At 73.3% G+C, this 24,739-nt stretch carries 25 protein-coding genes and 1 pseudogene; 10 read left to right on the forward strand and 16 right to left on the reverse strand.

Going from position 1 to position 24,739, the window contains the following annotated elements:
• Positions 1–7: 7 nt before the first annotated feature.
• Entirely contained in the window at positions 8–718 is a 711-nt protein-coding gene (locus Q9S36_RS34295; RefSeq protein ID WP_311289272.1) for a phosphodiesterase, read from the forward strand.
• Between the two features lie 4 nt (positions 719–722).
• Here Q9S36_RS34295 and Q9S36_RS34300 read toward each other — a convergent pair whose 3' ends face one another.
• Complete coding sequence (locus Q9S36_RS34300) at positions 723–1,244, reverse strand: hypothetical protein (RefSeq protein ID WP_311289273.1); 522 nt, start codon at positions 1,242–1,244, stop codon at positions 723–725.
• A 73-nt stretch (positions 1,245–1,317) separates the two neighbouring features.
• Here Q9S36_RS34300 and Q9S36_RS34305 point away from each other — a divergent pair, with 73 nt between their 5' ends.
• Positions 1,318–2,466 (forward strand): acyl-CoA dehydrogenase family protein, encoded by a 1,149-nt coding sequence (locus tag Q9S36_RS34305; RefSeq protein ID WP_311289274.1) that lies wholly within the window; start codon positions 1,318–1,320, stop codon positions 2,464–2,466.
• Here Q9S36_RS34305 and Q9S36_RS34310 read toward each other — a convergent pair whose 3' ends face one another.
• The gene (locus Q9S36_RS34310; protein WP_311289275.1) at positions 2,467–3,354 is read right to left on the reverse strand and encodes an alpha/beta hydrolase; all 888 of its coding nucleotides are present in this window, start codon (positions 3,352–3,354) and stop codon (positions 2,467–2,469) included. It abuts the gene before it with no gap.
• A gap of 109 nt (positions 3,355–3,463) precedes the next feature.
• Here Q9S36_RS34310 and Q9S36_RS34315 point away from each other — a divergent pair, with 109 nt between their 5' ends.
• Positions 3,464–3,679: an amphi-Trp domain-containing protein gene (locus tag Q9S36_RS34315; protein ID WP_311289276.1), complete on the forward strand. Its 216-nt coding sequence runs from the start codon at positions 3,464–3,466 to the stop codon at positions 3,677–3,679.
• Between the two features lie 49 nt (positions 3,680–3,728).
• On the forward strand, positions 3,729–4,493 hold the full coding sequence (locus tag Q9S36_RS34320) for a DinB family protein (protein WP_311289277.1): 765 nt from the start codon (positions 3,729–3,731) through the stop codon (positions 4,491–4,493).
• Here the strand turns inward: Q9S36_RS34320 and Q9S36_RS34325 are convergent.
• Positions 4,490–4,771, reverse strand: coding sequence for a hypothetical protein (locus tag Q9S36_RS34325; protein WP_311289278.1), 282 nt, complete (start codon positions 4,769–4,771; stop codon positions 4,490–4,492). The genes Q9S36_RS34320 and Q9S36_RS34325 overlap by 4 nt on opposite strands.
• 23 nt (positions 4,772–4,794) lie before the next feature.
• Positions 4,795–5,289 carry a hypothetical protein gene (locus Q9S36_RS34330; protein ID WP_311289279.1) on the reverse strand — a complete coding sequence of 165 codons (495 nt, stop codon included), beginning with the start codon at positions 5,287–5,289 and terminating at the stop codon, positions 4,795–4,797.
• Positions 5,290–5,414: 125 nt separating this feature from the next.
• On the opposite strand from Q9S36_RS34330, the gene Q9S36_RS34335 reads away from it, so the two are divergent.
• The gene (locus Q9S36_RS34335; protein ID WP_311289280.1) at positions 5,415–5,924 is read left to right on the forward strand and encodes a metallophosphoesterase; all 510 of its coding nucleotides are present in this window, start codon (positions 5,415–5,417) and stop codon (positions 5,922–5,924) included.
• Positions 5,925–5,935: 11 nt separating this feature from the next.
• Here Q9S36_RS34335 and Q9S36_RS34340 read toward each other — a convergent pair whose 3' ends face one another.
• The gene (locus Q9S36_RS34340; RefSeq protein WP_311289281.1) at positions 5,936–6,133 is read right to left on the reverse strand and encodes a hypothetical protein; all 198 of its coding nucleotides are present in this window, start codon (positions 6,131–6,133) and stop codon (positions 5,936–5,938) included.
• A 127-nt stretch (positions 6,134–6,260) separates the two neighbouring features.
• On the opposite strand from Q9S36_RS34340, the gene Q9S36_RS34345 reads away from it, so the two are divergent.
• The 4 genes from Q9S36_RS34345 (at position 6,261) to Q9S36_RS34360 (ending at position 12,291) form a co-directional block, all read left to right on the forward strand.
• Positions 6,261–8,129: an AMP-dependent synthetase/ligase gene (locus tag Q9S36_RS34345; protein ID WP_311289282.1), complete on the forward strand. Its 1,869-nt coding sequence runs from the start codon at positions 6,261–6,263 to the stop codon at positions 8,127–8,129.
• A gap of 1 nt (position 8,130) precedes the next feature.
• Positions 8,131–8,979: a glycerophosphodiester phosphodiesterase family protein gene (locus Q9S36_RS34350; RefSeq protein ID WP_311289283.1), complete on the forward strand. Its 849-nt coding sequence runs from the start codon at positions 8,131–8,133 to the stop codon at positions 8,977–8,979.
• Positions 8,980–9,014: 35 nt separating this feature from the next.
• Positions 9,015–10,055 (forward strand): hypothetical protein, encoded by a 1,041-nt coding sequence (locus Q9S36_RS34355; protein WP_311289284.1) that lies wholly within the window; start codon positions 9,015–9,017, stop codon positions 10,053–10,055.
• Between the two features lie 85 nt (positions 10,056–10,140).
• A complete protein-coding gene (locus Q9S36_RS34360) occupies positions 10,141–12,291 on the forward strand; it encodes an MMPL family transporter (RefSeq protein ID WP_311289285.1) in 2,151 nt (716 codons plus the stop codon).
• Here Q9S36_RS34360 and map read toward each other — a convergent pair.
• Together map and Q9S36_RS34370 are read right to left on the reverse strand one after the other, a co-directional pair.
• Complete coding sequence (gene map / locus Q9S36_RS34365; RefSeq protein WP_311289286.1) at positions 12,288–13,073, reverse strand: type I methionyl aminopeptidase; 786 nt, start codon at positions 13,071–13,073, stop codon at positions 12,288–12,290. The genes Q9S36_RS34360 and map overlap by 4 nt on opposite strands.
• Positions 13,070–13,762: a hypothetical protein gene (locus Q9S36_RS34370; RefSeq protein ID WP_311289287.1), complete on the reverse strand. Its 693-nt coding sequence runs from the start codon at positions 13,760–13,762 to the stop codon at positions 13,070–13,072. Before Q9S36_RS34370 ends, map begins: the two co-directional genes overlap by 4 nt.
• Before the next feature lie 24 nt (positions 13,763–13,786).
• Here Q9S36_RS34370 and aceB point away from each other — a divergent pair, with 24 nt between their 5' ends.
• Positions 13,787–15,367, forward strand: coding sequence for a malate synthase A (aceB, locus tag Q9S36_RS34375; RefSeq protein WP_311289288.1), 1,581 nt, complete (start codon positions 13,787–13,789; stop codon positions 15,365–15,367).
• Here the strand turns inward: aceB and Q9S36_RS34380 are convergent.
• The 9 genes and pseudogenes from Q9S36_RS34380 to Q9S36_RS34420 form a co-directional block, all read right to left on the reverse strand.
• Positions 15,324–16,697: a guanine deaminase gene (locus Q9S36_RS34380; RefSeq protein ID WP_311289289.1), complete on the reverse strand. Its 1,374-nt coding sequence runs from the start codon at positions 16,695–16,697 to the stop codon at positions 15,324–15,326. The two genes, aceB and Q9S36_RS34380, sit on opposite strands and share 44 nt — an antisense overlap.
• The gene (gene xdhC / locus Q9S36_RS34385) at positions 16,694–17,503 is read right to left on the reverse strand and encodes a xanthine dehydrogenase accessory protein XdhC (RefSeq protein WP_311289290.1); all 810 of its coding nucleotides are present in this window, start codon (positions 17,501–17,503) and stop codon (positions 16,694–16,696) included. The genes Q9S36_RS34380 and xdhC overlap by 4 nt, the downstream gene beginning before the upstream one ends.
• Before the next feature lies 1 nt (position 17,504).
• Complete coding sequence (gene xdhB, locus Q9S36_RS34390) at positions 17,505–19,892, reverse strand: xanthine dehydrogenase molybdopterin binding subunit (RefSeq protein WP_311289291.1); 2,388 nt, start codon at positions 19,890–19,892, stop codon at positions 17,505–17,507.
• Positions 19,889–21,283 (reverse strand): FAD binding domain-containing protein, encoded by a 1,395-nt coding sequence (locus Q9S36_RS34395; protein WP_311289292.1) that lies wholly within the window; start codon positions 21,281–21,283, stop codon positions 19,889–19,891. The genes xdhB and Q9S36_RS34395 overlap by 4 nt, the downstream gene beginning before the upstream one ends.
• A 98-nt stretch (positions 21,284–21,381) precedes the next feature.
• Positions 21,382–22,209: a bifunctional allantoicase/(S)-ureidoglycine aminohydrolase gene (locus Q9S36_RS34400; protein WP_311289293.1), complete on the reverse strand. Its 828-nt coding sequence runs from the start codon at positions 22,207–22,209 to the stop codon at positions 21,382–21,384.
• Entirely contained in the window at positions 22,206–23,531 is a 1,326-nt protein-coding gene (gene allB / locus Q9S36_RS34405) for an allantoinase AllB (protein WP_311289294.1), read from the reverse strand. Before allB ends, Q9S36_RS34400 begins: the two co-directional genes overlap by 4 nt.
• Before the next feature lie 2 nt (positions 23,532–23,533).
• Positions 23,534–23,854: a hydroxyisourate hydrolase gene (gene uraH / locus Q9S36_RS34410; protein WP_311289295.1), complete on the reverse strand. Its 321-nt coding sequence runs from the start codon at positions 23,852–23,854 to the stop codon at positions 23,534–23,536.
• Positions 23,854–24,351 (reverse strand): 2-oxo-4-hydroxy-4-carboxy-5-ureidoimidazoline decarboxylase, encoded by a 498-nt coding sequence (gene uraD / locus Q9S36_RS34415; RefSeq protein ID WP_311289296.1) that lies wholly within the window; start codon positions 24,349–24,351, stop codon positions 23,854–23,856. The genes uraH and uraD overlap by 1 nt, the downstream gene beginning before the upstream one ends.
• Positions 24,348–24,739: pseudogene (locus Q9S36_RS34420) on the reverse strand (urate oxidase); the annotation flags it as partial. The gene uraD and the pseudogene Q9S36_RS34420, both read right to left, overlap by 4 nt.

Raw genomic sequence — 24,739 nt, forward strand, 5'->3', positions numbered from 1 at the left:
GGAGACCATGACCCCGCACCTCGTCCCCGTCCGCCGCCTCACCGGTCTCGCTCCCGGGCTGGCCCTCGCCGCAGCAGCGGCGGTGACCGGGTTGCTGCGCCGCGACAAGGCGCTCCACCCCGACGGCCACCACGGCGCCGGTCGGCTCACCCTGTCCGAGCACGCGCCCGGCCTCGGCGTCCCCGCGCTCGACACGCCCGGTCCGCAGCCGTGCCGGGTCCGCTGGTCGCGCGCGATGGGACTGCCGCAGGGATGGCCCGACATCGAGGGGCTCGCCCTCCGCCTGCCGGCCGCCGCCCCGGACGGCGACGACGCCGACCTGCTGTTCGCCAGCACGGGCGAGCACCCCTGGAGCCGTTACCTGCTCACCCTGCGCCCGCCGCGCCGCTTCGGCCGGCTGACGACGCTCCTGCCCGTGCGGGCCCGTGGCCGCGCAGTGACCTTCGGCCTGAGCCCGCTGGACGGCGGGGCGGACGGCCTGCCCCCGACGTCGTACGCCGTCGAGGTCTCGCGCGGCGCCGGCCCGTGGGAGCGGCTCGGCCGGCTCGACGTCGTCTGGTCCGAGGCCGACACCCTCGACCGCTTCGACCCCGTCGCCCGTCCACTGGCGGGGGTCGAGCAGTACCCCTTCGTCGCCGCCCTCCGCGAGCCCGCCTACGTCGCGGCGCGGGCCGTGGCGCGCGCCCGTCCCAGCACGGAGAAGAGGCACCATGCCTGAGCGGTCACCAGGGGCGGTCGAGCAGGCCGGCGGCGCCGCGCTGCTGCTCGCCGAGCTGCGCGTCCAGCACGAGGACGGCTCCCGTGAGCGCCGGGGTGGCCCACTGCAGCCAGGCCAGCTTGCTGCGGGCGTCCTCGGCGACCTGGGGGTTCTTCGGATGACCGTCCTCGCCGGAGGCGTCGCCGAGCCGCTGGCCGTAGGCGTACGCCGCCGCGCTGGACGCGACGGCCGCGCCGGTCAGGAGCGTCTTGGCCACCGTGGTGGCCGTCGTCGGCGCGTGGCCCGCCACCCGGTTGCGGTTGTCGGCGGTGATCGCGAGGCCGCTGAGCAGGTGCAGCGCGATGGCCGCACCCTGCACCGGACCCCAGCGCTCCCACCCCGTGCCCGAGACCTCGACCCGCTCACGCTCGGTGTCGGGCTCGCGCGACGCCGGGTTCAACCCGACGGCGCCGAACAGCGAGCCGCCGAACCAGGCAGCGTTGGTGACGAGGTGCGTCGCGCGGACGGACGTGCTGATCAGACCCATCCATCCACGGTAGGTGCGACACCGGCGCGCCACCTCACCCCACGGGACCACCCCGTCGACAGGAGCCGACCCCATGCCTGAGCGCCCCAGCATCCTCGAGCAGGAGCACGAGGACTTCCGCGCCGTCGCCCGCGCCTTCTTCGACAAGGAGGTCGCGCCCTACCACGAGAAGTGGGAGGCCGACGGGATCGTCGACCGCGAGATCTGGCGCAAGGCCGGCGAGCGCGGGCTGCTGTGCTTCGACGTCGACGAGGCCTACGGGGGGCCGGGCATCAAGGACTTCCGCTACAACATGGTGCTCGCCGAGGAGTCCGCCCGCGCGGGCGCCTCGGGCCCCGGGTTCGCCGTGCACACCGACATCATCGTCCCCTACATCTCCTCCCTCGGCACCGAGGAGCAGAAGCAGCGGTGGCTCCCCGGCTGCGTGTCGGGCGACATCGTCACCGCCATCGCGATGACCGAGCCGGGCGCCGGGTCGGACCTCCAGGGCATCCGGACGACCGCGGTCGACGCCGGCGACCACTACGTCCTCAACGGCTCGAAGACCTTCATCTCCAACGGCATCCTGTCCGACCTGGTCATCGTGGTCTGCCGGACGAACCCGGAGGCGGGCCACCAGGGCATCTCGCTGCTCGTCGTCGAGCGCGGGATGGAGGGCTTCGAGCGCGGCCGCAACCTCGACAAGATGGGCCTGCACGCCCAGGACACCGCCGAGCTGTCGTTCACCGACGTCCGGGTCCCGAAGGAGAACCTGCTCGGCGCCGAGGGCTCCGGCTTCATCTCGCTGATGGAGAACCTGCCCCAGGAGCGGATCTCCATCGGCTGCATCGCCGTCGCGGCGGTCGAGCACGTCCTCGACCTGTGCCTGGCGTACGCCAAGGAGCGCGAGGCCTTCGGCAGGCCGATCGGGAAGTTCCAGCACAACCGCTTCGTGCTCGCCGAGATGGCGACCGAGGCCCACATCGCCCGCGTCTTCATCAACGACTGCGTGCTGCGGCTCAACGCCGGCGAGGTCGACACCGCGCTGGCGTCGATGGCGAAGTGGTGGACCACCGAGCTGCAGAAGCGCGTGGTCGACGCGGGCGTGCAGCTGCACGGCGGCTACGGCTACATGAACGAGTACCCCATCTCCAAGGCGTACACGGACTCGCGGATCCAGACGATCTACGGCGGCACCACCGAGATCCAGAAGGAGATCATCGGCCGGATGCTCGGTCTCTGATCAACCGACCAGCACCGCGAGCAGTCGCTGGGCGAACTCGTCGGGCTTCCCGGTCTGGCCGAACTCGCCGCCGAGGAAGCCGTTGTGTCCGCCGGGGAACACGACCGGCTGCTGCCCGAGCGCGGCCGCGACCGCGTGTGCCGCGCGGCCGGCTATCTCGCCGTCCTCCGGGCCGCCGGACTCCTCGCCGACCCCGACCACCACGCGGGTGGGGGCGGCGCGCACGGCGTCGAGGTCCGGGACGCGGGTGACGCCGCCGCCGCGGAGGTTGGCCATGAGCGGGTCCTCGCGGGAGCCGTCGTCCCCCGTCGGCATGCCGAACATCGCCGGGTCGGGAGGCGGTGCGGCGCGGTACTCGTCGCCCACCGGGCCGCGGTGCATCACCAGGCCGATGAAGCGCGCCATCGCCGGACCGACGCCGGATGCGTCGTAGGTCGCGACCATCTCGTCGCAGACGGCGGCGATCGCGTCGGCGTCGGGCAGCAGCCCGGCCATCGGTGGCTCGTGCGCCACCAGCGTGCGTACGTCGCCGGGGTGCGCGGCGACGAGGAAGAGGAAGTTCACGGCCGCGCCGGACGACGCGAAGACGTCGACCGGGCCGGACCCGAGCGCCTCCACGAGGGCATGCAGGTCGGCGGCGTGCTCCTCGGGCGTCACCGCCGCCGTGGGGTCCTGGCGCAGGCTGTGCCCGGTGTTGCGCGGGTCGACCAGCACCAGCACCCGGTCGGGGATGCGGTCGGCGAGGCTGGCGAAGCCGGTGCTGTCCATGGGCGAGCCGCACAGCACGAGCGGCGGGGAGCCGGCCGTGGCGGCGGAGAGGTCGCCGCGGACCGCATAGCTGAGCGTCGCCCCCGGGACGTCGAGGGTGTGGCGGTGGGTGTCGGTCACGCGGCCAGCGTCCCACGGGCGGCCGACAGTGGGCAGCCCCCGATTCCCAGCCGCTGGCTAGGTTCGAGGCGCGGACGCAGCCGCGGCCGATCCCCGACCAGGAGACTCCATGGACCTCTTCGAGATGGACGAGACCCGCACGATGAGCCGCGAGGAGGCCGCCGCCCGGCTGCGCGCCCTCGCCGACTCGCTGGCCAAGCACAACTCCGTCGAGTTCGTGCGCGACGGCGGCCGCATCACGGTCGCGGTGCCCGAGCAGGTCGCTCTCAAGGTCGAGGTCGAGCTGGGCGACTCCAACGAGGTGGAGATCGAGCTCACCTGGTGAGGCGCGAAGCGGTCGCGGATCGTCCGCAACCGTCCCTACGGTGGGCTCCATGACCGACTTCATCGAGCAGGACCTCAGCGGGTCGACGTTCCGGCGGGTCCGGCTCCGCGACGCCACGATCCACGACGCCGACCTCAGCGGGCTGCGGGTGCGGGCCGCCTGGCTCGACGGCGTGCGGATGACCGGTGTGGAGGCGCCCGACCTCGAGATCCACGGCGAGCTCGGGCGGGTCGTGGTCAACGGCGTCGACGTGGTGCCCCTCGTCGAGGCCGAGCTCGACCGTCGCCATCCCGAGCGTGCCCTCATGCGGCCGAGCGACGCCGACGGCTTCCGGACGGCGTTCGAGACCGTCGATCGGTTGTGGGGGTCCACGGTCGCCCGCGCCCGCGAGCTGCCGGCCGCCAGGCTGCACGAGCAGGTCGACGGCGAGTGGTCCTTCATCGAGACCCTGCGCCACCTCGGCTTCGCCCACGCCTGCTGGGTCTCCGGGGTCGTGCTCGCCGACCCGTCGCCGTGGCACCCGCTGGACCTGCCGTGGGACGAGGCGCCGGCCGTCGACGGCGTGCCGTGGGACCGCGACGTACGTCCCACCCTCGACGAGGTGCTCGAGCTGCGGGCCCGCCGCCGGGCGACCGTCGCCGAGGTGCTGGCCGACCTCGACGACGACGGGCTGGACCGCCACGTCACCAGCGCGACGCCGTTCATGGCGGAGGCTGACTCGCTGACCGTCGCCGACTGCCTGAAGGTCGTCCTCAACGAGGAGTGGGAGCACCGGCTCTACGCCGAGCGCGACCTGGCGGCGCTCTCCTCCTAGAGCGGCGTGTCGTCGGGGATCGTGCGGAGCACGCTCCACGTGCCGGCCTCACGTCCGACGACGACCTTCACGCCGTCGAGCCGGTCGAGCGAGGCGCGGACGTCGTCGAGGTCCAGGCGCGTGTCGACGGCGATGTCGGCGTCACGCACCGGCACGGTCTCGGCCGGCCACTCCTCGGACGGCACCTCGAACGGGTCGAAGTCGGTCTGGGCCGCCGCCCACAGCTGGAGGGACGCCTCGGCGACCATGTCGTCGGTCGTGTGCTCGTCAGGGGCCATGCCCCGAACCTACGCGGCGAGCCTCAGGCCTCGAAGATGGCGCCGTCCTCGATGGAGTAGCCCAGCTGACGCGGTGCGGGGAAGGGCGTGGCCACCAGAGCGGTGGGAGCCACCATCCCCGGGGCCATCCTTCCCTCGTCGACCACCGCGAGGCACTCCCGCCGTGGCGTCTCGAAGCCCGGGTCGAGCCCGAGCTCGTCCCGTGTGAAGCCACGGGTCGCGCTGCCGCGGCAGATCGCCTCGAACACCGCGACGAGGTCGTCGCCGGCGAGGCCCTCGCCACCGAGCACCGGGCGGCCGCTCAGCCACTCCGGGCCGTACCTGCCCAGGAAGAGGTAGCCCGCAGTCGCCCGGTCGACGTCGTCCTGCTGGACGACCCAGAGGGCGAAGCCGTGCGGGTCGCCGTACGTCAACGCGCTCATCGCCGCGACGTGCCACAGCTCGGCGTCGCCGTGCTCCTGCAGCCACGCGACGTGGGCGAGGTCGTGGAGGTGGACCTCGTCGGCGGGCAGCGGCATGGTCGGCTCCTTCTGGGACGGTCGGCCCGGTGCCGGGCCAGTGTGGCACCGGCGGACCCGGCACGAGCCGGGATCGACCGAAGTCGCGCGACACCGGCTCGCGGCCGTGGAGTTGACTGGCCCCCATGCCGACCCGCCTGCTCCTCCTGGCCGACACGCACCTGCCCAAGCGGGCCAAGGACCTGCCCGCGGAGGTGTGGGCGGCGGTCGAGGAGGCCGACGTCGTCGTCCACGCCGGGGACTGGGTCGACGTCCGGCTCCTCGACGAGCTCGAGTCGCGGTCACAGCGGCTGGTCGGCGTGCACGGCAACAACGACCACGGCGCCCTGCGAGAGCGGCTGCCCGAGGTCGCGCGGGTCGAGCTCGACGGCGTGCGGATCGGCGTGGTGCACGAGACGGGCCAGGCGAAGGGTCGGGAGGAGCGGATGGCCGCGGCGTACCCGGACCTCGACGTGCTGGTGTTCGGCCACAGCCACATCCCGTGGGACACCACGGCCGGCTCGGGCCTCCGGCTGCTGAACCCCGGCTCGCCCACCGATCGCCGGCGGCAGCCGCACTGCACCTACATGACCGCGACGACGTACGACGGCGCGGTGCACGACGTCACCCTGCACCGCCTCCCGCCCCGGGGCTAGGTGCCCGGGCGTCAGGCCTCGGGTCCGCCGGGCTGCCGCGTGGGGCAGTCGTCGTTGGTGCACTCGCGCAGGTCGACGGTCGGGTCGCCCCCGCCCAGGACGCCGTCCGCCGGTCCGGCCGGCCCGTCGGTGACGCCCGACGTGCCCGGGTGGGGCCGCAGCCGGACCTCGGAGCCGCACACCGCGCACTTCTCGTAGTCGCTGTACACGCTCCGACCCTAGCCACCCCACGCGTGCCGGGTTGCGCGCGGCGGACCTAGCCATCGGTCCCCCGCGCCGCCATGATGTGACCCCCGCCACATGACCGAGCATGGGCGAAGAGGTAGGAGACCCCAGATGGCGTACGAGATCCCTGCCGAGGTCGCGGCAGCACGCGAGGAGTACGAGGCCCGCATCCTCGGCCTGCACATGCCGGCGACCGTGCGGCAGGCGGCCGAGAGGTTCGGCGACCATCCCGCCTTCTCCGACCGCTTCGACGTGCCCGAGGGCGAGACCTGGTCGACGATCACCTGGGCCGAGACGTGGGAGCGCACCCAGCAGGTCGCGGCCGCGCTGATCGACCTCGGCGTGGAGAAGGGCGACCCGGTGGCGCTGATGGCGTCCAACCGCACCGCGCACACGCTCGCCGACTACGGCTCGATGGCGGCCGCTGCGGTGCCGATGTCGATCTACAACACCCTCGCGCAGGACCAGGTCGCGTTCATCGCCGGCGAGTCCCGCCCGGTCGTGGTGATCCTCGAGGACCACGACCGCTACCGCCGCTGGGAGCGCGCGCTGGCCGAGGTCGACTCGATCCGCCACGTCGTGATGTTCACCGACGCCGACCGCGTCGACGACGGGCGCGCGATGACGTGGGAGGACTTCCTCGCCCGGGGGTCCGACACCTCCGGCGTCGAGGCGCGCATGGAGCAGATCACCCCCGACCTGCCGGCCACCTACCTCTACACCTCCGGCACGACCGGCAACCCCAAGGGTGTCGTGCTGACCCACCACAACGTCATGTACGAAGCGGTGTCCACGCTCGACGCGGCCGGGCTGCGCGGCCAGCAGCGCACGATCAGCTACCTTCCCCTGGCACACATCGCCGAGCGGGTGCTGGCGACGTACGGTCCGCCGTTCCTGGGCAACCACGTGCACGCGATCCCCGACCCGGCGGGGCTGCTCGGCGCGCTCGGCGAGGTCCACCCGACCGCCTTCTTCGGCGTCCCGCGGGTGTGGGAGAAGATCAAGACCGGCATCTCCGCGAAGTTGGCCGAGGACCCGGACCCGGCCAACCACAAGCTCGTCCAGGACGCCATGGCGGCCGGTCTGGCCTGGACCCAGGCGCACGAGTACGGCAACGAGATGACGCCGGAGGTGGAGGAGGCCTATGCCAGGGCCGACGAGGCGATCCTCGGTTTCCTGCGGCTGCTGCTCGGCCTCGACCAGGTGACGTGGGCCGCGAGCGCGGCCGCGCCGATGCCCGTCGAGGTCGCCAAGTTCATGGGCGGGCTCGGCCTGCAGGTCTACGACGTCTACGGCATGACCGAGACGACCGGCGCCTTCACCTCCAACGGTCCCGGCCACTTCAAGCTCGGCACCGTCGGGCGGCCCAACCCCGGCATCGAGGTGCGCCTCGGCGAGGACAACGAGATCCTGTGCCGCGGACCGGTGAACACCCCCGGCTACCACCGCCAGGAGTCCGCCACGCGCGCGCTGATCGACGACGACGGGTGGATCCACACCGGCGACATCGGCACGGTCGACGAGGACGGCTTCTACTCCGTGGTCGACCGCAAGAAGGAGCTGATCATCACCTCCGCGGGCAAGAACATCGCGCCGTCGAACATCGAGAACTACCTCAAGGAGTCCCCGATCGTCGGCCACGCGATGGCGATCGGCGACAACCAGGCCTACGTCGTCGCGATCCTCACCCTGGACGGGGAGATCGCCCCGCTCGTGGCGGCCAAGATGGGCATCGAGTTCACCGACCTCGCCGACCTGTCCACCAAGCCCCAGATCCGCGCCATGGCGCAGGCGGCCGTCGACGCCGCCAACGAGCGGCTCTCGCGCCCCGAGCAGGTCAAGGCGTGGGAGCTGCTCCCCCACGAGTGGACGGCGGAGTCCGAGGAGCTCACCCCGACCCTCAAGCTCAAGCGGCGGGTGGTCAACGCGAAGTACTCCGACGTGGTCGACAGGCTCTACGGCTCCCCCACCGTTGGTTGAGGTGCGAGCGGAGCGAGCCTCGACACCCTTCGACCTGCAGGCCCACCGCGGCGGCGCCGGGCTCTGGCCCGAGAACACGCTGGAGGCGTTCGGTCGCGCCCTCGCGCTGGGGGTGTCGACGCTCGAGCTCGACGTGCACCTGACCGCGGAGGACGACGTCGTCGTCGCCCACGACCCGGCGCTGGCCGACGCGCGCCGGATCCGGCAGCTCACCCGCGCCGACCTACCGCCGTCGATGCCGCTCCTGCGACAGGTCGCCGCCCTGCTCGAGGAGCGCGGTGCCGACCCGGTCCGCGTCAACCTCGAGATCAAGTACGACGCCCTCGACGCCGCGCGGCTGACCACGCGCGAGGCGTTCGTGGCGAAGGTCGTCGAGGCGCTGCGCATCGACGGGCTCGTGGGGCGCACCAGCATCCAGTGCTTCGACTGGGGCGTGCTCGCGCGCGTCGCCGAGGCCGAGCCGCTCCTGGGTCGCAACCTGCTCGTCTCCCCGAAGTATCTCGGCAACACCGACGGGCCGTCCCCGTGGTTCGACGGGCTCGCGGTCGACGCCGACTTCGTCCGGACTGCGGCGGCCCAGGGGTTCACGGCGCTCTCTCCGATCCACGGCTCGCCGTTCCGCGCCGGCGTCGACGACCCGGCGTACCGTCCGTTCGCCACCGCCGACCTCGTCGGGCGGGCGCACGCGGCCGGGCTGGCCGTCGTGCCCTACGTCGTCGACGACGCGCCCACCCAGCGGCACCTGCTGCGCCTCGGCGTCGACGGCCTGATCACCAACCGTCCCGACCGGCTGCGCGGGGTGCTCGCCGACGAGGGCCGCGCCCTGCCGCCCGGGTTTCCGGGCGGCTGAGGCAACCAAGGCCTCGTCCACGACGTCTTCTGGGCATGAAGACCGTCATCCTCGTTGCGACCGCGCTGGCGGTGGCCTCCCTCGTCCCCTCCGTGCCGGCCGTGGGCGCCGCGGAGAAGGCGCCGCGCACCGTGCTCGACGTGCGCGGCCTCGACCAGGGCGAGCCGCCCGCCATCGCCTGGACGGAGCGGCGATCCGGGCGCACCGTGGTCCACGGTCCGGGCGGGACGACGACACCGGTGTCGAACAACGTCGTCGAGCTGGCACCGATGGGCTCGGGCTACGTCGTCCAGACGGCGCTCAACCGCCCGACGACCGTGCGGTGGATCGCCGCCGACGGGACCCCGGGGCGCCGTGAGTGGCGCACCGGGTACGGCCTCGGCGTCTCGCCGCGCGGGGAGGTGGTCGCGTTCGCCGGCAGGCGGGGCAAGGTCTGGACGATCGACCAGGACGGCGACCGCGTCTTCCGGTTCAACCCGGTCCCGGTCACCGGCACCGCGCGGGCCGTCACGGTCGCCGGGGAGAACTGCAAGGAGGGTGAGGGCGACCCCGGCACCGGGTGCTCGATCGCCGTCAACGGCCCGCACCGGGCGTTCTACACGTCCTCCCACGGCATCGTCGACCGCGTCCCGCACCTGAGGCAGACCACCACCGGTCGCGGCCGCCTGCTCGGCGGCATCACCTCGTTCAGCGACATGGGCTCGTGCAGCGCGATGATGCGCAGCTGGCGCGTCGCGTGGCGCACGTGCGACAACCAGCTCTCCGACATCTCCCCGGACAACGCCCACGTGCTCGGCACCCCGGCGTACGCCGACGGGTTCGGCCCGACGGTCCTCGACGTCCTCAGCGCGACCGACGGCTCGGTGGCCCGCACCTTCACCTACGCCCGCAACGGCCACTCGGCGACGTACTTCGACGAGGTCTGGGAGGACGCCGAGCACGTGCTCGTGGTGACCTACCAGGACGGCGAGTGGGCGGTGGTGCGCCTGGGACTCGACGGCTCGATGGAGTACGCCGTCGCGCCGCGACGCGGGTCGATGGACACCCGTTCACCGTTCCAGCTCCAGACCCGCTGAGCCCGATGATCCCGGGGCGGACCCGGTCTAGACCTCAGGGTATTTACCGATGCAGGATGTCGGACCCTGCTGCTCGACTGGGGTCATGCATCGACAGATCGCCGGTACGCTCACCGGCCGCGTGACCAAGTGGGTCGTCCTCGGGGCGGTGCTCGGCCTGACCGTGATCATGGCGGGCTTCTCGGCCAAGCTGACCTCGGTCCAGAACAACGAGGCCTCCTCGTGGCTGCCGGAGTCGGCCGAGTCGACCAAGGTGCTCGAGGAGCTCTCCGAGACCGTCGACCCCAACGACATCCCCACGCTCGTGGTCTACCACCGCGACGGCGGGCTCACCGACGCCGACCTCGCCGCGATCGAGGAGCAGGGCCCGCAGGTCGCCGAGCTCGACGGCGTGACCGGCGAGGGCGTGCTGACCCCGGCGGCCGCGGAGGCGGCCGCGGCGCAGGGCGCCCCCGTGCCGACGCTGGTGTCGGAGGACGGCGAGGTCGCCTACCTCTACTTCGTGCTGAACTTCGGCGCCAACGGGTGGAACGACATCCCCGACGCCGCCGAGGAGATCCGCGACATCGCGCAGATCGACGGCGGGGAGGTCCACCTCGCGGGCTACGGCGGCCAGGCGGCCGACTCCGCGGAGGCCTTCGAGGGCATCGACACCAACCTGATCTTCGCCACGCTGGCCGTGGTGATCGTGATCCTGCTCTTCACCTACCGCAGCCCGGTCCTGTGGCTGCTGCCGATCCTGTGCGCGGTCTCGGCCAACTTCATCGCGACGGGCCTGGTCTACCTCCTCGCGAAGTACGCCGGCCTCACCGTCAACGGCCAGAGCCAGGCGATCCTGAGCATCCTGGTCATCGGCGCCGGCACCGACTACGCGCTGCTGCTGGTCGCGCGCTACCGCGAGGAGCTGCGCCGCCACGAGGACCGCCACGAGGCGATGGCCTTCGCCCTGCACCGGGCGGCGCCGGCGATCTTCGCGAGCGCGGCGACGGTGGCGGTGGGCATGCTCTGCCTGTCGTTCGCCGACCTCAACTCCACCGCGGGCCTCGGCCCGGTCCTCGCCATCGGTGTCGCGGTGACGATGCTGGTGATGGTGACGCTGCTGCCCGCCCTGCTGGTGATCTGCGGCCGCTGGATCTTCTGGCCCAAGCGCCCGGCCTACCGGAGCGCCGAGCCGACGGCCGACGGGCTCTGGGCCCGCGTCGGTCGGGCGATCAGCCACCGCCCCCGTCGGGTCTGGCTGACCACGACCGGGCTGCTGCTGCTCGCCTGCCTGGGCCTCTTCCGGCTCGACGCCTCCGGCCTGTCGACCGAGGACACCTACACGAAGGAGTTCGACTCCATCAAGGGCCAGAGGCTGCTCGCCGACCACGGCCTCGCCGACAACTCCAACACCATCCAGGTGGTCACCGACGCCGACCAGGCCGACGCGGTCGCCGCGTCGCTGGAGGGCGTCGACGGCCTCGGCGCACCGGGTGAGGTCCAGCCCCTCTCCGACGGACGGGCGTGGTTCGAGGCGACCATCAACGCCGACATCTCCTCGAGCACCGCGGCCGACATCGTGGAGTCCAGCCGGGAGGCCGTCGACGACGTCTCGGGGGCCGACGCCCTCGTCGGTGGCGGGGCCGCCTTCTACCTCGACACCAAGATCGCGTCCGAGCGCGACAGCTGGGTGATCATGCCGCTGGTGCTCGCCGTGGTGCTGCTGATCCTCATCGGCCTGCTCCGCGCGGTGCTCGCGCCGCTGATCCTCATCGCCACGGTGGTGCTGTCCTTCGGCGCCGCGCTCGGCATCTCGGCCCTGCTCTTCGAGTACGTCTTCGGCTTCGCCGGGTCCGATCCGGGGTTCCCGTTGTTCGCGTTCGTGTTCCTCGTGGCGCTGGGCATCGACTACAACATCTTCCTGATGACCCGGGTCCGGGAGGAGACGGCGACCTACGGCACCCGCAAGGGATCGCTGATCGCGCTCGCCTCCACCGGGGGTGTGATCACCTCGGCCGGCATCGTCCTCGCGGCGACGTTCCTCGTGCTCGGCTCGCTGCCGCTGGTGTTCCTGGCCGAGCTCGGCGTGGCCGTCGCCCTGGGCGTCATGCTCGACACGTTGGTCGTCCGGTCGGTGCTCGTCACCGCCCTCAACCTCGACCTGGGCGGCAAGATCTGGTGGCCGAGCAAGCTCGACTCAGCCGACACCCCGCTCACCGAGGCCGAGGCGGAGGCTCCGATGGAGACCGTGCACTAGGACGCGGGGCGAGCCGTCGGCAGGGTCAGGACCTCGGCGCCGTCGGCGGTGATGGCGATGGTGTGCTCGCTGTGGGCGGTGCGGCAGCCGGTCGCGCTGCGCAGCGTCCAGCCGTCCTCGTCGGTGACGAGCTCGTCGGTGTCGGCCATGATCCACGGCTCGAGTGCGAGCAGCAGGCCCGGTCGGAGCTGGTAGCCCCGGCCGGGTCGGCCGTTGTTGGAGACGTGCGGGTCCTGGTGCATCGTCGTACCGATGCCGTGGCCGCCGAACTGCATGTTGATCGGGTAGCCCGCCTCGGACAGCACCGTGCCGATCGCGTGCGAGAGGTCGCCGATCCGGGCGCCGGGCCGGGCCGCGGCGATGCCCGCCGCGAGGGCACGCTCGGTGACCTCGATCAGCTCGACCGACTCGGCGGGACGGCTCTCCCCGACGATGAAGCTGATCGCGGAGTCGGCCGCCACGCCGTCGAGCCGCACCGCGAGGTCGAGGGTGAGCAGGTCGCCGTCGGCGAGCCGGCGGTCGTGCGGACGGCCGTGCAGGACGGCGTCGTTGACCGCGGTGCAGACGTAGTGGCCGAACGGGCCGCGCCCGAAGGACGGGGCGTAGTCGACGTAGCAGGACTCGGCGCCGGCGTCGCTGATCATCTCGGCGGTCCAGCGGTCGAGGTCGAGCAGGTTGGTGCCGACCTGGCTGCGGGTGCGCAGCGACTGGAGGATGTCGGCCACGAGGGCGCCGGTGCGGCGGGCTCGGTCGACCTGGGCAGGAGTGAGGATCTCGATCATCGCAGGCCCCACCGTACGCAGCGCCTGGCCGTCGTGCCCGCGCAGAGGTCGTCGAGGGTGATCGCGCCGTCCGCGACGAGGACGGACGTGAGGTCGTCGACGGTGACCCGGACGTCCTCGTAGAGCCAGGTGTCCACGCCGTCGACGTCCGCGCCGCCCTCCGGGACGGTGTCGGCCAGGAACGCGACGGCGACGTCGGCCGCGCGCTCGGTCATCGCCCGGGTCGGGACGTAGGTCATCGCCTGCTCCTCGCCCATCAGCACCTCGCGTGCGGCCTCGAGGTCGGAGCCGCGCTGGACCGGGACCTCGCCGCCGGCCAGCCCGACGAAGCGGTCCGAGCCCGGGACCAGCTCCCCGAGCGAGACGACGGGGAGGTCGCGGGACACCATCGAGGCCAGCTCGTCCGGTTCCACCGGCACCACCACGAGGACGTCGACGGCGTCGGCCTCGGCCTGGCGCGCCTGGTTCTTCTGCGTCTCGACGTCCCCCTCGGCGTCGTACACCCGCACGCGGCAGGCCGCGCAGGTCGCCTCGACCCGGTCGGTGAAGGCCTCCACGTGGACGGCCCGGGAGGCGCTGTCGGACCGGTCGGCCACGAGGAGCGCGACGGTCGGGTCGTTGCCCGCGCAGGCGGCCAGCAGGGGCGCGAGGAGGACCATCGCGACGGGAAGGATGCGGGCGCGGGACATCGCCTCGAGGCTATCGTGGCGGGCATGTCCGGCCTCGACGTCGCCGCCCCGTCCGTGCCGCGCTCCGAGGTCGTCCTCACCTCCGAGGCCCTCGCCTTCGTCGCCGACCTCGACGCGCGGTTCCACGCGCGCCGCGACGAGCTGCTCGCCGCCCGGCGCCACCGCCGCGAGCAGGTCGCCCGCACCGGCACCCTGGACTTCCTGCCCGAGACGGCATCGGTGCGCGCCGGTGACTGGACGATCGCCCCGGTGCCCACCGACCTCCGGGACCGGCGGGTCGAGATCACCGGCCCGACCGAGCCCAAGATGGCCATCAACGCCCTGAACTCCGGCGCACGGGTCTGGCTCGCCGACCTCGAGGACGCCAACACGCCTCACTGGCGCAACGTCATCGGTGGCCAGCTCACCCTGCACGACGCGGTGCGCGGCCGGTTGTCGTTCACCTCGCCCGAGGGCAAGCAGTACGCCGTCGCCGACCCGGCCTCCGCGCCGGTCGTGCTGCCCCGCCCGCGTGGCTGGCACTTCGACGAGGCGCACCTGCTGCGCGACGGACGCCCGGTGGTCGCCGCGCTGGTCGACTTCGGGCTGCACTTCTTCCACAACGCCCGCGCACTGCTCGACGCGGGCAGCGGCCCGTACTACTACCTTCCGAAGATGGAGTCGCACCTCGAGGCGCGGCTGTGGGACGAGGTGTTCGCGCACGCGGAGGCGACGCTCGGCGTCCCGCACGGCTCGGTGCGCGCGACCGTGCTGATCGAGACGATCACCGCGGCGTTCGAGATGGACGAGATCCTCTTCGAGCTGCGCGACCACGTCGCCGGCCTCAACGCGGGCCGCTGGGACTACCTCTTCAGCATCATCAAGACCTTCCGCGACGCCGGTGCCGGCTTCACCCTCCCCGACCGCAACGCGGTCACCATGGCGGCGCCGATGATGAAGGCCTACAGCGACCTGCTCGTGCGGACCTGCCACCGGCGGGGCGCCTTCGCGATCGGCGGGATGGCGGCGTTCATCCCGAGCCGGCGCGACCCCGAGGTCAACGAGCGCGCGTTCGCCAAGGTGCGGGAGGACAAGACCCGGGAGGCCCGCGCGGGCTTCGACGGGTCGTGGGTCGCGCACCCGGACCTCGTCCCGCTGTGCGCCGGGGTCTTCGACGAGGTCCTGGCCGGGCGCGACAACCAGCTCGACGTGGGCCGCGACGACGTCTCGGTGCAGGCCGCCGACCTGCTCGCGGTGTCGGCGACACCCGGTGAGCGCACCGAGGCGGGCCTGCGCGGCAACGTGCGGGTCGGCATGCAGTACCTCCACGCCTGGCTCTCGGGCAACGGCGCCGCCGGCATCGACCACCTCATGGAGGACGCGGCGACCGCGGAGATCTCCCGGTCGCAGGTCTGGCAGTGGGTCGCCAACGGGGCGCGCCTCGACACCGGCGAGATGGTCACGCGTGCGCTGGTCGAGCGCATCGTCGCGGAGGAGCACGCCGCGCTCGGCGGGGCCGTCGACGACGAGGCCCGGCGGCTGTTCGTCGACTGCGCCCTCGGCGAGGACTTCCCCGACTTCCTCACCCTGCGGGCGTACGACGTCCTGCTGGCGCGCGGGGAGTGACGGGCCGGACGAACCCGCCCGAGGCGATCTGCTCGCCGCCGACCCACACGTCCGCGACGTCGGCGTCGGACGCGAGCGCGAACACCTTGCCGAGCGCCGCCTCCGGGGTGTCTGCGTGCCGGAGCCCGATGTCGAGGGCGGTCCCGGGTGGCGGCCGCAGCAGGATCGCGTCGAACTGCTTGCCCTCCGAGAGGTCGCCGACGGTGTCGCCGAGACCGAGGGCGGCGGCGCCGGCGGCCGTGGCGAGGTGGAGCAGGTGCCCGGCGCCGAGCGGCACTCCCGCCGGGCCCATGAGGTGCTGGAGGAAGTAGGCCTGCAGGCCCTCCTTGAAGATCGAGAAGCCGGTGCCGGCGCCGACGTCGCTGCCGAGCGCGACGCGGACGCCGGCCGCGAGGTGGCGGGTGAGGGGGAACATGCCCGACCCGAGCGCGGCGTTGCTGGTCGGGCAGTAGGCGACCGAGGTGCTCCGCGCCGCCATGACCGCGAGCTCGGGGTCCGTCGGGTGGACGTTGTGGGCGAGCACCGAGAACGAGCCCAGGAGCTTGTGGTGGTCGTAGGTGTCGACGTAGTGCGCCCGGTCGGGGAACTGGTCGGCGACGGTCGCGACCTCGGCGTTGTTCTCGTTGACGTGCGAGGTGAAGCACGCGCCGTCGACCGACTCGAGGACCGCCTGGCAGGCCGCGAGCACCGGGTCGGACGCCGAGAGCGAGAAGCGGGGGGTGACGGCGTACCGGAGCCGGTCGCGTCCGTGCCAGCGCGAGGCGAGCTCCACGGCCTCGTCGTAGGCACGCTCGGGGGTGGTGAGCAGCGGCTCGGGCAGCATCCGGTCGCTCACCACGAGGCCGCTGGTCATCCGCAGACCGAAGCGCTCGGCCTCGCTGAAGAGGGCGTCGACCGCAGGGGCGAAGTGGGACCCGAAGACCAGGGACGTCGTCGTCCCGGCGGAGATCAGCCCGGCGACGAACTCGCCCGCGATGGTGGCGGCGTACGACGCCGAGGCGAGGTGCTGCTCCTCCGGCAGGGCGCAGCGGTCGAGCCACTCCAGCAGCGGCATGCCGAGCGCGCCGATCACCCGGACCTGCGGGAAGTGGACGTGGGCGTCGACCAGGCCGGGCAGGAGCAGACCGGCGCGTAGGTCGATGACGGGTGCGTCGGGGTGCTGGGCGGAGACCGCCGCGAACCGCCCGCGGGCCACGATGACGCCGTCGTCGGAGACCAGCAGCCCGAGGTCCTCGTCGTGGCGGAAGCCGGGACCCGTGGTCGCGGCGTCGAAGGGGTCGTCGGGGGTGTCGAAGGCGTGGGCCCGGTAGAGGACCCCGGTGCCCGTCACCGCCGAGCCCGGTCGGCGGCGAACAGGCCCACCAGCTCGGCCGCGACGGACACCGCGATTGCTGCAGGCTCCTTGCCCGGCAGCCCGGGCAGCCCGATCGGACAGCGGATGCGGGCGATCGTCGCCTCGTCGTGGCCCTCGACCGCGAGCCCCGTGCGGAAGCGGGCCCACTTGGCGGCCGAGCCGATCAGCCCGACCGAGCCGAGGTGGGCGCACCGCAGCGCCGCGTCGCACAGGGCGAAGTCCTCGGCATGGTCGTGCGTCATCACCAGGACGTGGGTGCCGGCCGGGACCGACCCGAGGGCGAGCTCGGGAACGGGTGCATGGTGCGCCCGGACCCGCGCCTCCCCCGCCTCGACCGGCGCGAGCCGCTCCGGGGTGAGCTGGTGGGCCCGGGAGTCGACCAGGTGCAGGTCGAGGTCGTGGCCGGCCAGGATGCGGGCCACCTCGAGGCCGACGTGGCCGACGCCGAACACGGCGACGGCCGGGACGACGGGCAGCGGCTCCAGCAGCAGCGAGACCTCGCCGCCGCAGCACTGGCGTCCGTGCTCGGTGCGGGCGCGGTCGGTGAGGCCCAGGGTGAGCTGCTCGGGCTCGTCGGCACCGGCGGCCAGCATGGCGCGGGCTCGCGCGACGGAGGTCTCCTCGAGGTTCCCTCCGCCGACACTCCCCCACGCGCCGCCCTCCGCGACGACCATCTTGGCACCGGGGTCGCGCGGGGCGTGGCCGCGCGCGCCCGTGACCGTGACGAGCACGCCCGCCTCCCGCCGGTCGCGGAGCTGCTGCACCGCTGCGAGCCAGTGCACGTCAGGACCTCCCCGCGGTGTTGTCGACCTGCTCGGACTCCGGCCGGATCCCGGGAGCCGACGGGTCGGGCGGGTCCGGGACGCGGCCGGGCAGCCCCTCGACCACATGGTCGAGGGGCTTCCCGGCTGCCGCGCGCCGGGCCCGCTCGACCGCCCAGTACACGGCCTCGGGCGTGGCCGGGGACGCGAGCTGGATGCTCGTGCCGCCCGGGCCGAAGGCCGCCGCCGCCTCGCGCAGCGCCTCCCGGACCGCGAACGCCAGCATCAGCGGCGGCTCGCCGACGGCCTTGGAGCCGTAGACCGCGCCGTCCTCGTGGGCACGCTCGAGCAGCGCGACGTTGAGCACGGCGGGCAGCTCGCCCAGGCTCGGCAGCTTGTAGGTGCTGGCGGCCTGGGTGGTCAGCCGGCCGCGGCCGGGGCCGTCGGTCTCGTCCCAGCGGAGGTCCTCCAGGGTGAGCCAGCCCAGTCCCTGGACGAACCCGCCCTCGACCTGGCCCAGGTCGACGAGCGGGGAGAGGCTGTCGCCGACGTCGTGCACGATGTCGACGCGCCGCACGGTGGACGCACCCGTGAAGCCGTCGACCTCGACCTCTGCCGCCGCGGCGCCGTAGGCGAAGTACTTGAACGGGTGGCCCTGCATCGCGGTGGAGTCCCAGTGGATGCCCTCGGTGCGGTAGAAGCCGGCGGCCCAGAGCTGGACCCGGCCGAAGTAGGCCTCGCGCACCAGCTCGTCCCACGGCAGGCCGCGCCCGGCGTCGACCTCGCGCAGCCGCTGCAGGATCTGCTCGCAGGCGTCCTTGACGGCACCCCCGTTGAGGTCGGTGCTCGAGCTGGCGGCCGTGGCCGAGGTGTTGGGGACCTTGTCGGTGCGGGTGGGCGCGAGCCGCACGCGCGCCAGCGGGACGCCGAGGCTGGTCGCCGCGACCTGGAGCATCTTCGTGTGCAGCCCCTGTCCCATCTCGGTGCCGCCGTGGTTGATGAGCACCGACCCGTCCTTGTAGACGTGCACCAGCGCTCCGGCCTGGTTGAAGGCGGTGAAGTTGAAGGAGATCCCGAACTTCAGCGGGGTCACGGCGAGGCCGCGCTTGGCGTGCGGGTGGGCGGCGTTGAAGGCCGCGACCTCGGCCCGCCGACCCGCGACGTCGCCGCTGGCGAGCACCTGCTCCCAGGCAGCGCGCATCCGCTCCGGGTGCCGGACCACCTGGCCGTAGGGGGTCGCCTGCCCCTCGGCGTAGAAGTTGCGCGCGCGCAGCTCGGTCGGGTCGACGCCGAGCAGCGGTGCGCAGCGGCCGAGGACGTCCTCGATCACGAGCATGCCCTGGGGTCCGCCGAAGCCGCGGAACGCGGTCTGGGAGGTCTTGTGGGTGCGGGCCACGCGCCCGTGCAGGCGCACGTGCGGGATCCAGTACGCGTTGTCGACGTGGCACAGCGCTCGCGCGAGCACGGGCTCGCTGAGGTCGAGGCTCCAGCCGCCGTCGGAGGTCAGGGTGGCCTCGAGCGCCACCAGCTGGCCGTCGTCGTCGAACCCGACCCGCCAGGAGGCGTGGAAGCCGTGCCGCTTGCCGGTCATGGTCATGTCCTGGGTGCGGCTCAGGCGCAGCCGGACGGGCCGGCCGGTGAGGACGGCGCCGAGGGCGGCGACGGCGGCGAAGCCGTGCGGCTGCATCTCCTTGCCGCCGAAGCCGCCGCCCATCCGCAGGCACTGGACGGTCACCGCGTGGGAGGGGACGCCCAGCACGTGGGCGACGATCTCCTGGGTCTCCGTGGGGTGCTGGGTGCTGCTCTGCACGAAGACCTGGCCGCCCTCGTCCACCAGCGCCAGCGAGGCGTGGGTCTCGAGGTAGAAGTGCTCCTGCCCGGCCATCTCGGTGACGCCGCTGAAGACGTGGGCCGCGGTGGCCAGGCCCTGCTCGACGTCCCCCCGGGCGATGACGGGTCGACCGCCCTGGAAGCTCTCGGCCTCCATCGCCTCGGCCAGCGACACGACGGCGGGCAGCGGCTCGTAGTCCACCCGCACCGCGGCCGCGCCGAGCCGGGCCGCCTCCAGCGTCTCCCCCAGCACCCAGCACACGGCATGGCCGACGAACATCACGATCTCGGGGAAGAGCGGCTCGTCGTGCTTGACCCCGGCGTCGTTGAGCCCGGGCACGTCGGCGGCGGTGAGCACGCGCACGACGCCGTCGACGGCGAGCGCGGACTCGACGTCGAGGCCGGTGACCCGGGCATGGGCGTGGGGTGAGCAGACCGGGTGCGCGTGCAGCACCCGCGGCGTGCGCTGCACCAGGTCGTCGGTGTAGAGCGCGTGGCCGGTGACGTGGAGGTCGGCGCTCTCGTGGGGCAGCGCCTGGCCGACGACGGCGCATTCGGGGCGCTCGGACAGCCCGCTCACCGCACGACCTCCCGCTCCGCCGACTCGGCCCACCAGGCGCGCAGCGCGTTGCCGAGCATCGCGGACCGGTACGCCGCGCTCGCCCGCTGGTCGTCGATCGGGGTCCCCTCGGCCGCCAGCACCGTCGCCGCCTCCTCGACGGTCTCCGCCGACCACGGGCGGCCCTCGAGCGCCGCCTCGGTGGCCCGTGCGCGCAGCGGTGTCGCGGCGACGCCGCCCAGGCCGATGCGGGCCCTGACGACCGTGCCGTCGGCGACCTCGAGGGCGGCCCCGACGGCCACGCTGGAGATGTCGTCGAGGCGACGCTTCGCGACCTTGCGGAACGTCGCGAGCGGAGCCGGCGGCATCGGCACCCGGACGCTGCGCAGCAGCTCGCCGGGCCGCAGGACGGTCTCGCGGTAGCCGGTGAAGAAGTCGGCGAGCGGCACCTCCCGGTCACCCTCGGCCGAGGCGAGCACCAGCGTGGCCTCCAGCGCGAGCAGCGCGGGGGCGAGGTCGCCGATCGGCGACGCGGTGGCGAGGTTGCCGCCGATGGTGGCGCTGTTGCGCACCAGCCGGGACGCGAACTGCGGCCACACCTGCGCCAGCAGCGGCACCGTGTCGCCGAGCGCCACCTCGACCTCGCTCAGCGTCAGGGCCGCGCCGATCTCGACGTCGCCGTCGGTGGCGAGCACCCGCAGCTCGGGCACCCGGTCCACCGCGACGACGTACGACGCCCGGCGGCCGCGCAGGTTCGCCTCGACCCCCCAGTCGGTCGAGCCGGCCACCACCGTCGCGTCGGGGTGCTCGGCGAGCAGCGCGAGCGCCTCGGCGAGGTCGCGCGGGCGGGCGAAGCCGGGCAGGCGCGTGGCGACCGGCGCAGGAGCGGGGTGGGAGCACCGCTCGGCGAGGACGTCGTCCGGGGCGGGCGTGCCGAGGGCCAGCGCGGCGTCGCGGATGGGGCGGTAGCCGGTGCAGCGGCACAGGTTGCCGCCGATGGCGTGGAGGTCGAAGCCGTCGGGCCGCGGCTCACGGCCGGGCCGGTAGTACTCGGCGGCCATCGAGCACACGAATCCAGGGGTGCAGTAGCCGCACTGGGAGCCACCGCGCACGGCGAGCTCCGCCTGGACGGGGTGCAGGTCGGCGGGGCTGCCGAGCCCTTCGGCGGTGAGCACCTCCTGGCCGTCGAGGGCGGCCGCCGGCACGAGGCACGCGTTGACCGGCGTCCAGCGGCTGCCCGTGCCGTCGGGGCGCGCGACCAGCACCGCGCAGGCGCCGCACTCCCCCTCGGCGCAGCCCTCCTTGGCCCCGGTCAGTCCGAGCCCGCGGAGGAAGTCCAGCGCGTTGGTGTGCACGGGAGTGCCGGCGAGCGCGCGCGGCTGCCCGTTGACGGTGACCTGCGGTTCGGGCACGGCACTCCCCCTCGTGCATGGTTCAGGGAGTCACGGGCCGCCGGTTGTCCATGCCGAACGACGACCTGCCGGGTCCATGGTACGTGACGCGGGTCACATCACACGTGCAGCCGGGGGTGGCGGTTCACGTCCTTGTAGAGCAGGTAGCGGAACCGGCCAGGGCCGCCGGCGTAGCAGGCCTGCGGGCAGAACGCGCGCAGCCACATGAAGTCGCCGGCCTGCACCTCGACCCAGTCCTGGTTGAGGAGGTAGACCGCCTTGCCCTCCAGGACGTAGAGCCCGTGCTCCATCACGTGGGTCTCCGGGAACGGGATCGCGCCGCCGGGCTCGAAGGTGACGATGTTGACGTGCATGTCGTGGCGCACGTCGAGCGGGTCGACGAAGCGCTGGGTGCCCCAGGCTCCGTCGGTGTCGGGCATCGGCTCGATCGCGACGTCCTGCTCCTGCACGACGAACGGCTCGGGCACCTCGACCCCGTCGACGCGCTCGTAGGCCTTGCGGATCCAGTGGAAGGTCGCGGGCTCCTCGCCCCGGTTGTGCAGAGTCCAGGGGGTGCCGGGCGGGACGAACACGTAGCCGCCCGGGCCGACGCGGTGCTCGACCCCGCCGAGGCTCAGCGACGCGGTGCCGGCGACGGCGAGCAGCGCGGCCTCGGCGTCGGGATCGTCGTCGGGCCGGTCGGACCCGCCGCCGGGCGCGACCTCGACGACGTACCAGGAGAAGGTCTCGGCGAAGCCCGACAGCGGACGCGCGATCACCCACAGGCGGGTGTGGTCCCAGTACGGCAGGCGGCTGGTGACGATGTCGCGCATGGTGCCGCGCGGGAGGACGGCGTAGGCCTCGGTGAACACCGCGCGGCCCGACTCACCCGTGGTCAGCTCGGTCTGCCCAGGCAGGCCTCCCGTCGGCACGTAGTAGCTGCTCACCGCTCGCCTCTCCTCAGCAGTCGTCCTCGTGGAGTCTCGTCGATCCTGCTCCCGCGGAGCCAGGTCTCCCGCACGACACCGGTCAGGCGCTGTCCGGCGTAGGGCGAGACCGGGTTCCTGTGGTGCAGCCGCGCGGCATCGACGGTCCACTGCTCGTCGGGCGCGAACACGCAGAAGTCGGCGTCGTGGCCGACCGCGATCGCGCCCTTGCCGGCCAGCCCGACGCGGCGGGCCGGGGCCGTCGCCATCCATCGGACGACGTCGGTGAGGGGCACGCCGCGCTCGCGCGCCGCGGTCCACACGACGGGCAGACCGAGCTGGAGCGAGGCGATGCCGCCCCACGCCTCGGCGAAGTCGCCGGTGTCCTGGTGCTTGAGGTCGGCCGTGCACGGGGAGTGGTCGCTGACGACCATGTCGACGTCGCCGGCGGCCAGTGCGGCCCACAGCGCGTCGCGGTTGTCCGCGCCGCGGATCGGCGGGCAGCACTTCAGCTCGGTGGCGCCGTCGGCGATCGAGCCGGCCTCGAAGAACAGGTAGTGCGGACAGGTCTCGACGCTCACGTCGACGTCGGCCGCGCGGGCCTCGCGGAGGGTGGGGACGGCGCCCGACGCGCTCAGGTGGACGACGTGGGCGCGGGCGCCGGTCGCGCGCGCCGTCTCGATGACGAGGGCGATGGCGCGCTCCTCCGCGGCGTCCGGGCGGCTGGCGAGGAAACCGGAGTACGCCGCCCCGTGGGTGCACTCGCCGATCGCCTCGCCGTCCTCGGCGTGCACGATCATCAGGGCGCCCAGCCGCGCCGTCTCGGCCATCGCCACGGCGAAGTCGGCGGCAGGCAGGTGCGGGAACTCCTCGACACCGGAGTCGAGCAGGAAGCACTTGAAGCCGAGCACGCCTGCCGCGTGGAGGCCGGCGAGGTCGGCGGTGTTGCCCGGCACGGCGCCGCCCCAGAAGCCGACGTCGACGAAGACCTGGTCGCGGGCGGCGTCGCGCTTCTCCTGCAGCGCGGGCACGGTCGTCGTCGGCGGGATGCTGTTGAGCGGCATGTCGACGATCGTGGTCACGCCACCGGCCGCCGCGGCGCGGGTGGCGCTGGCGAAGCCCTCCCACTCGGTGCGGCCGGGCTCGTTGACGTGCACGTGGGTGTCGACCAGCCCCGGCAGGAGCACCTCGTCGGGGGCGAGCTCGACGACCTCGGCATCGCCGGCCGGGTCGTCGTACGCACCGACGGCGACGACGACCCCGTCACGCACGCGCACCGACACCGGCACCTCCTCCTCACCGACGACCGCGCGCCGCGCGCGGAGGACGACCTCGGCCGCCACCCTCAGCTGCCCCGGTAGGTGGAGTAGCCGAACGGGCTGAGCAGCAGCGGGACGTGGTAGTGCTCGTCGCCGCCGACGGTGAAGGTCACGACCACCTCGGGGTAGAAGGCGGTCGTGCCCAGCCGGGCGAACCAGGCACCGGTGTCGAAGCGGAGGACGTGGTCCTCGGCCACGAGGTCGGCGGCGAGGTCGCCGATGCGACCGTCGTCGTCGGTGACGCCCTCGGCCAGGACGCTCCCGTCGGCGGACTCCAGGACGATGCGCAGACCAGCAGCAGGTCGCCCGCTCGCGGTGTCGAGGACGTGGGTGCTCAACGAGGCCATCAGGACAACGACTCCTTCATCCGCAGCACGGCGATCTGGGTCAGCTGGTCGATCGTGGCGGCCCGCTCGAGCTCGTCGGAATTGTCGAGCCGGTGGCGCAGGTGGTCGAGGACCTCCTGTCCGCTGCGGCCGGCGGCACGGATGATGAAGACCCGGCCGAAGCGCTCCTCGTAGGCGCGGTTGCCGTCCGCCAGGGCGCGGACCAGGTCGGCGTCGGTGCGGTCGACCCCCGCCTGCTCGCGCGTGGAGTGCTCGGCGTCGTGGCGCTCGGCGTCGGCGCGCTCGCCGATCCGGGGGTGGCGGGCGAGGGCCTGCTCGAGGTCCTCGTCGCCGATCGTCGCCGCGGCGGCGACCATCGCGTCCTCGAGCTCGCCGAGGTCGGCGTAGGGGCGCGCGGCGGTCACCGCGTCGGCCCACCGCGGGGCGTCGAGGAACACCCGCAGCCGGGCGCGGGCGTCGCCGGCGGGCAGCCGGTTGAACGCGTCGAGGCCGCTCACCCGGCCTCCTCGTCGCGCAGGACCGTCGCCTCGATCAGCCCGTAGGGGCGGTCGGCGGCGATGAACACCTCGCCCGGGTTGTCCAGCCCGAAGGGCGCGAGGTCGACGAGGAAGTGGTGCTTGTTGGGCGCGGAGAAGGAGATCTGCGTGATCTCATCGTGCGCCTCCAGGACCGCACGGCCCATCGCGTAGAGCGTCTCCTGCAGGGCCCTGCTGTAGGTCGTGGCGAACGTCGAGAGCAGCAGCGCGCGAACCGGGTCGTACGTCGCGTCCCAGTCGAGGTCAACGCCGGGCCGGTAGGACCACTGCGCCTGCAGGGCGGTCGCGAGGATGCGGTCGTCGGCGTCGGGCAGCGTCGTGTACTCGTCGCGCAGGAAGCCCTTGAACT

It is taken from the genome of Microbacterium sp. ARD31 (genome assembly GCF_031844425.1).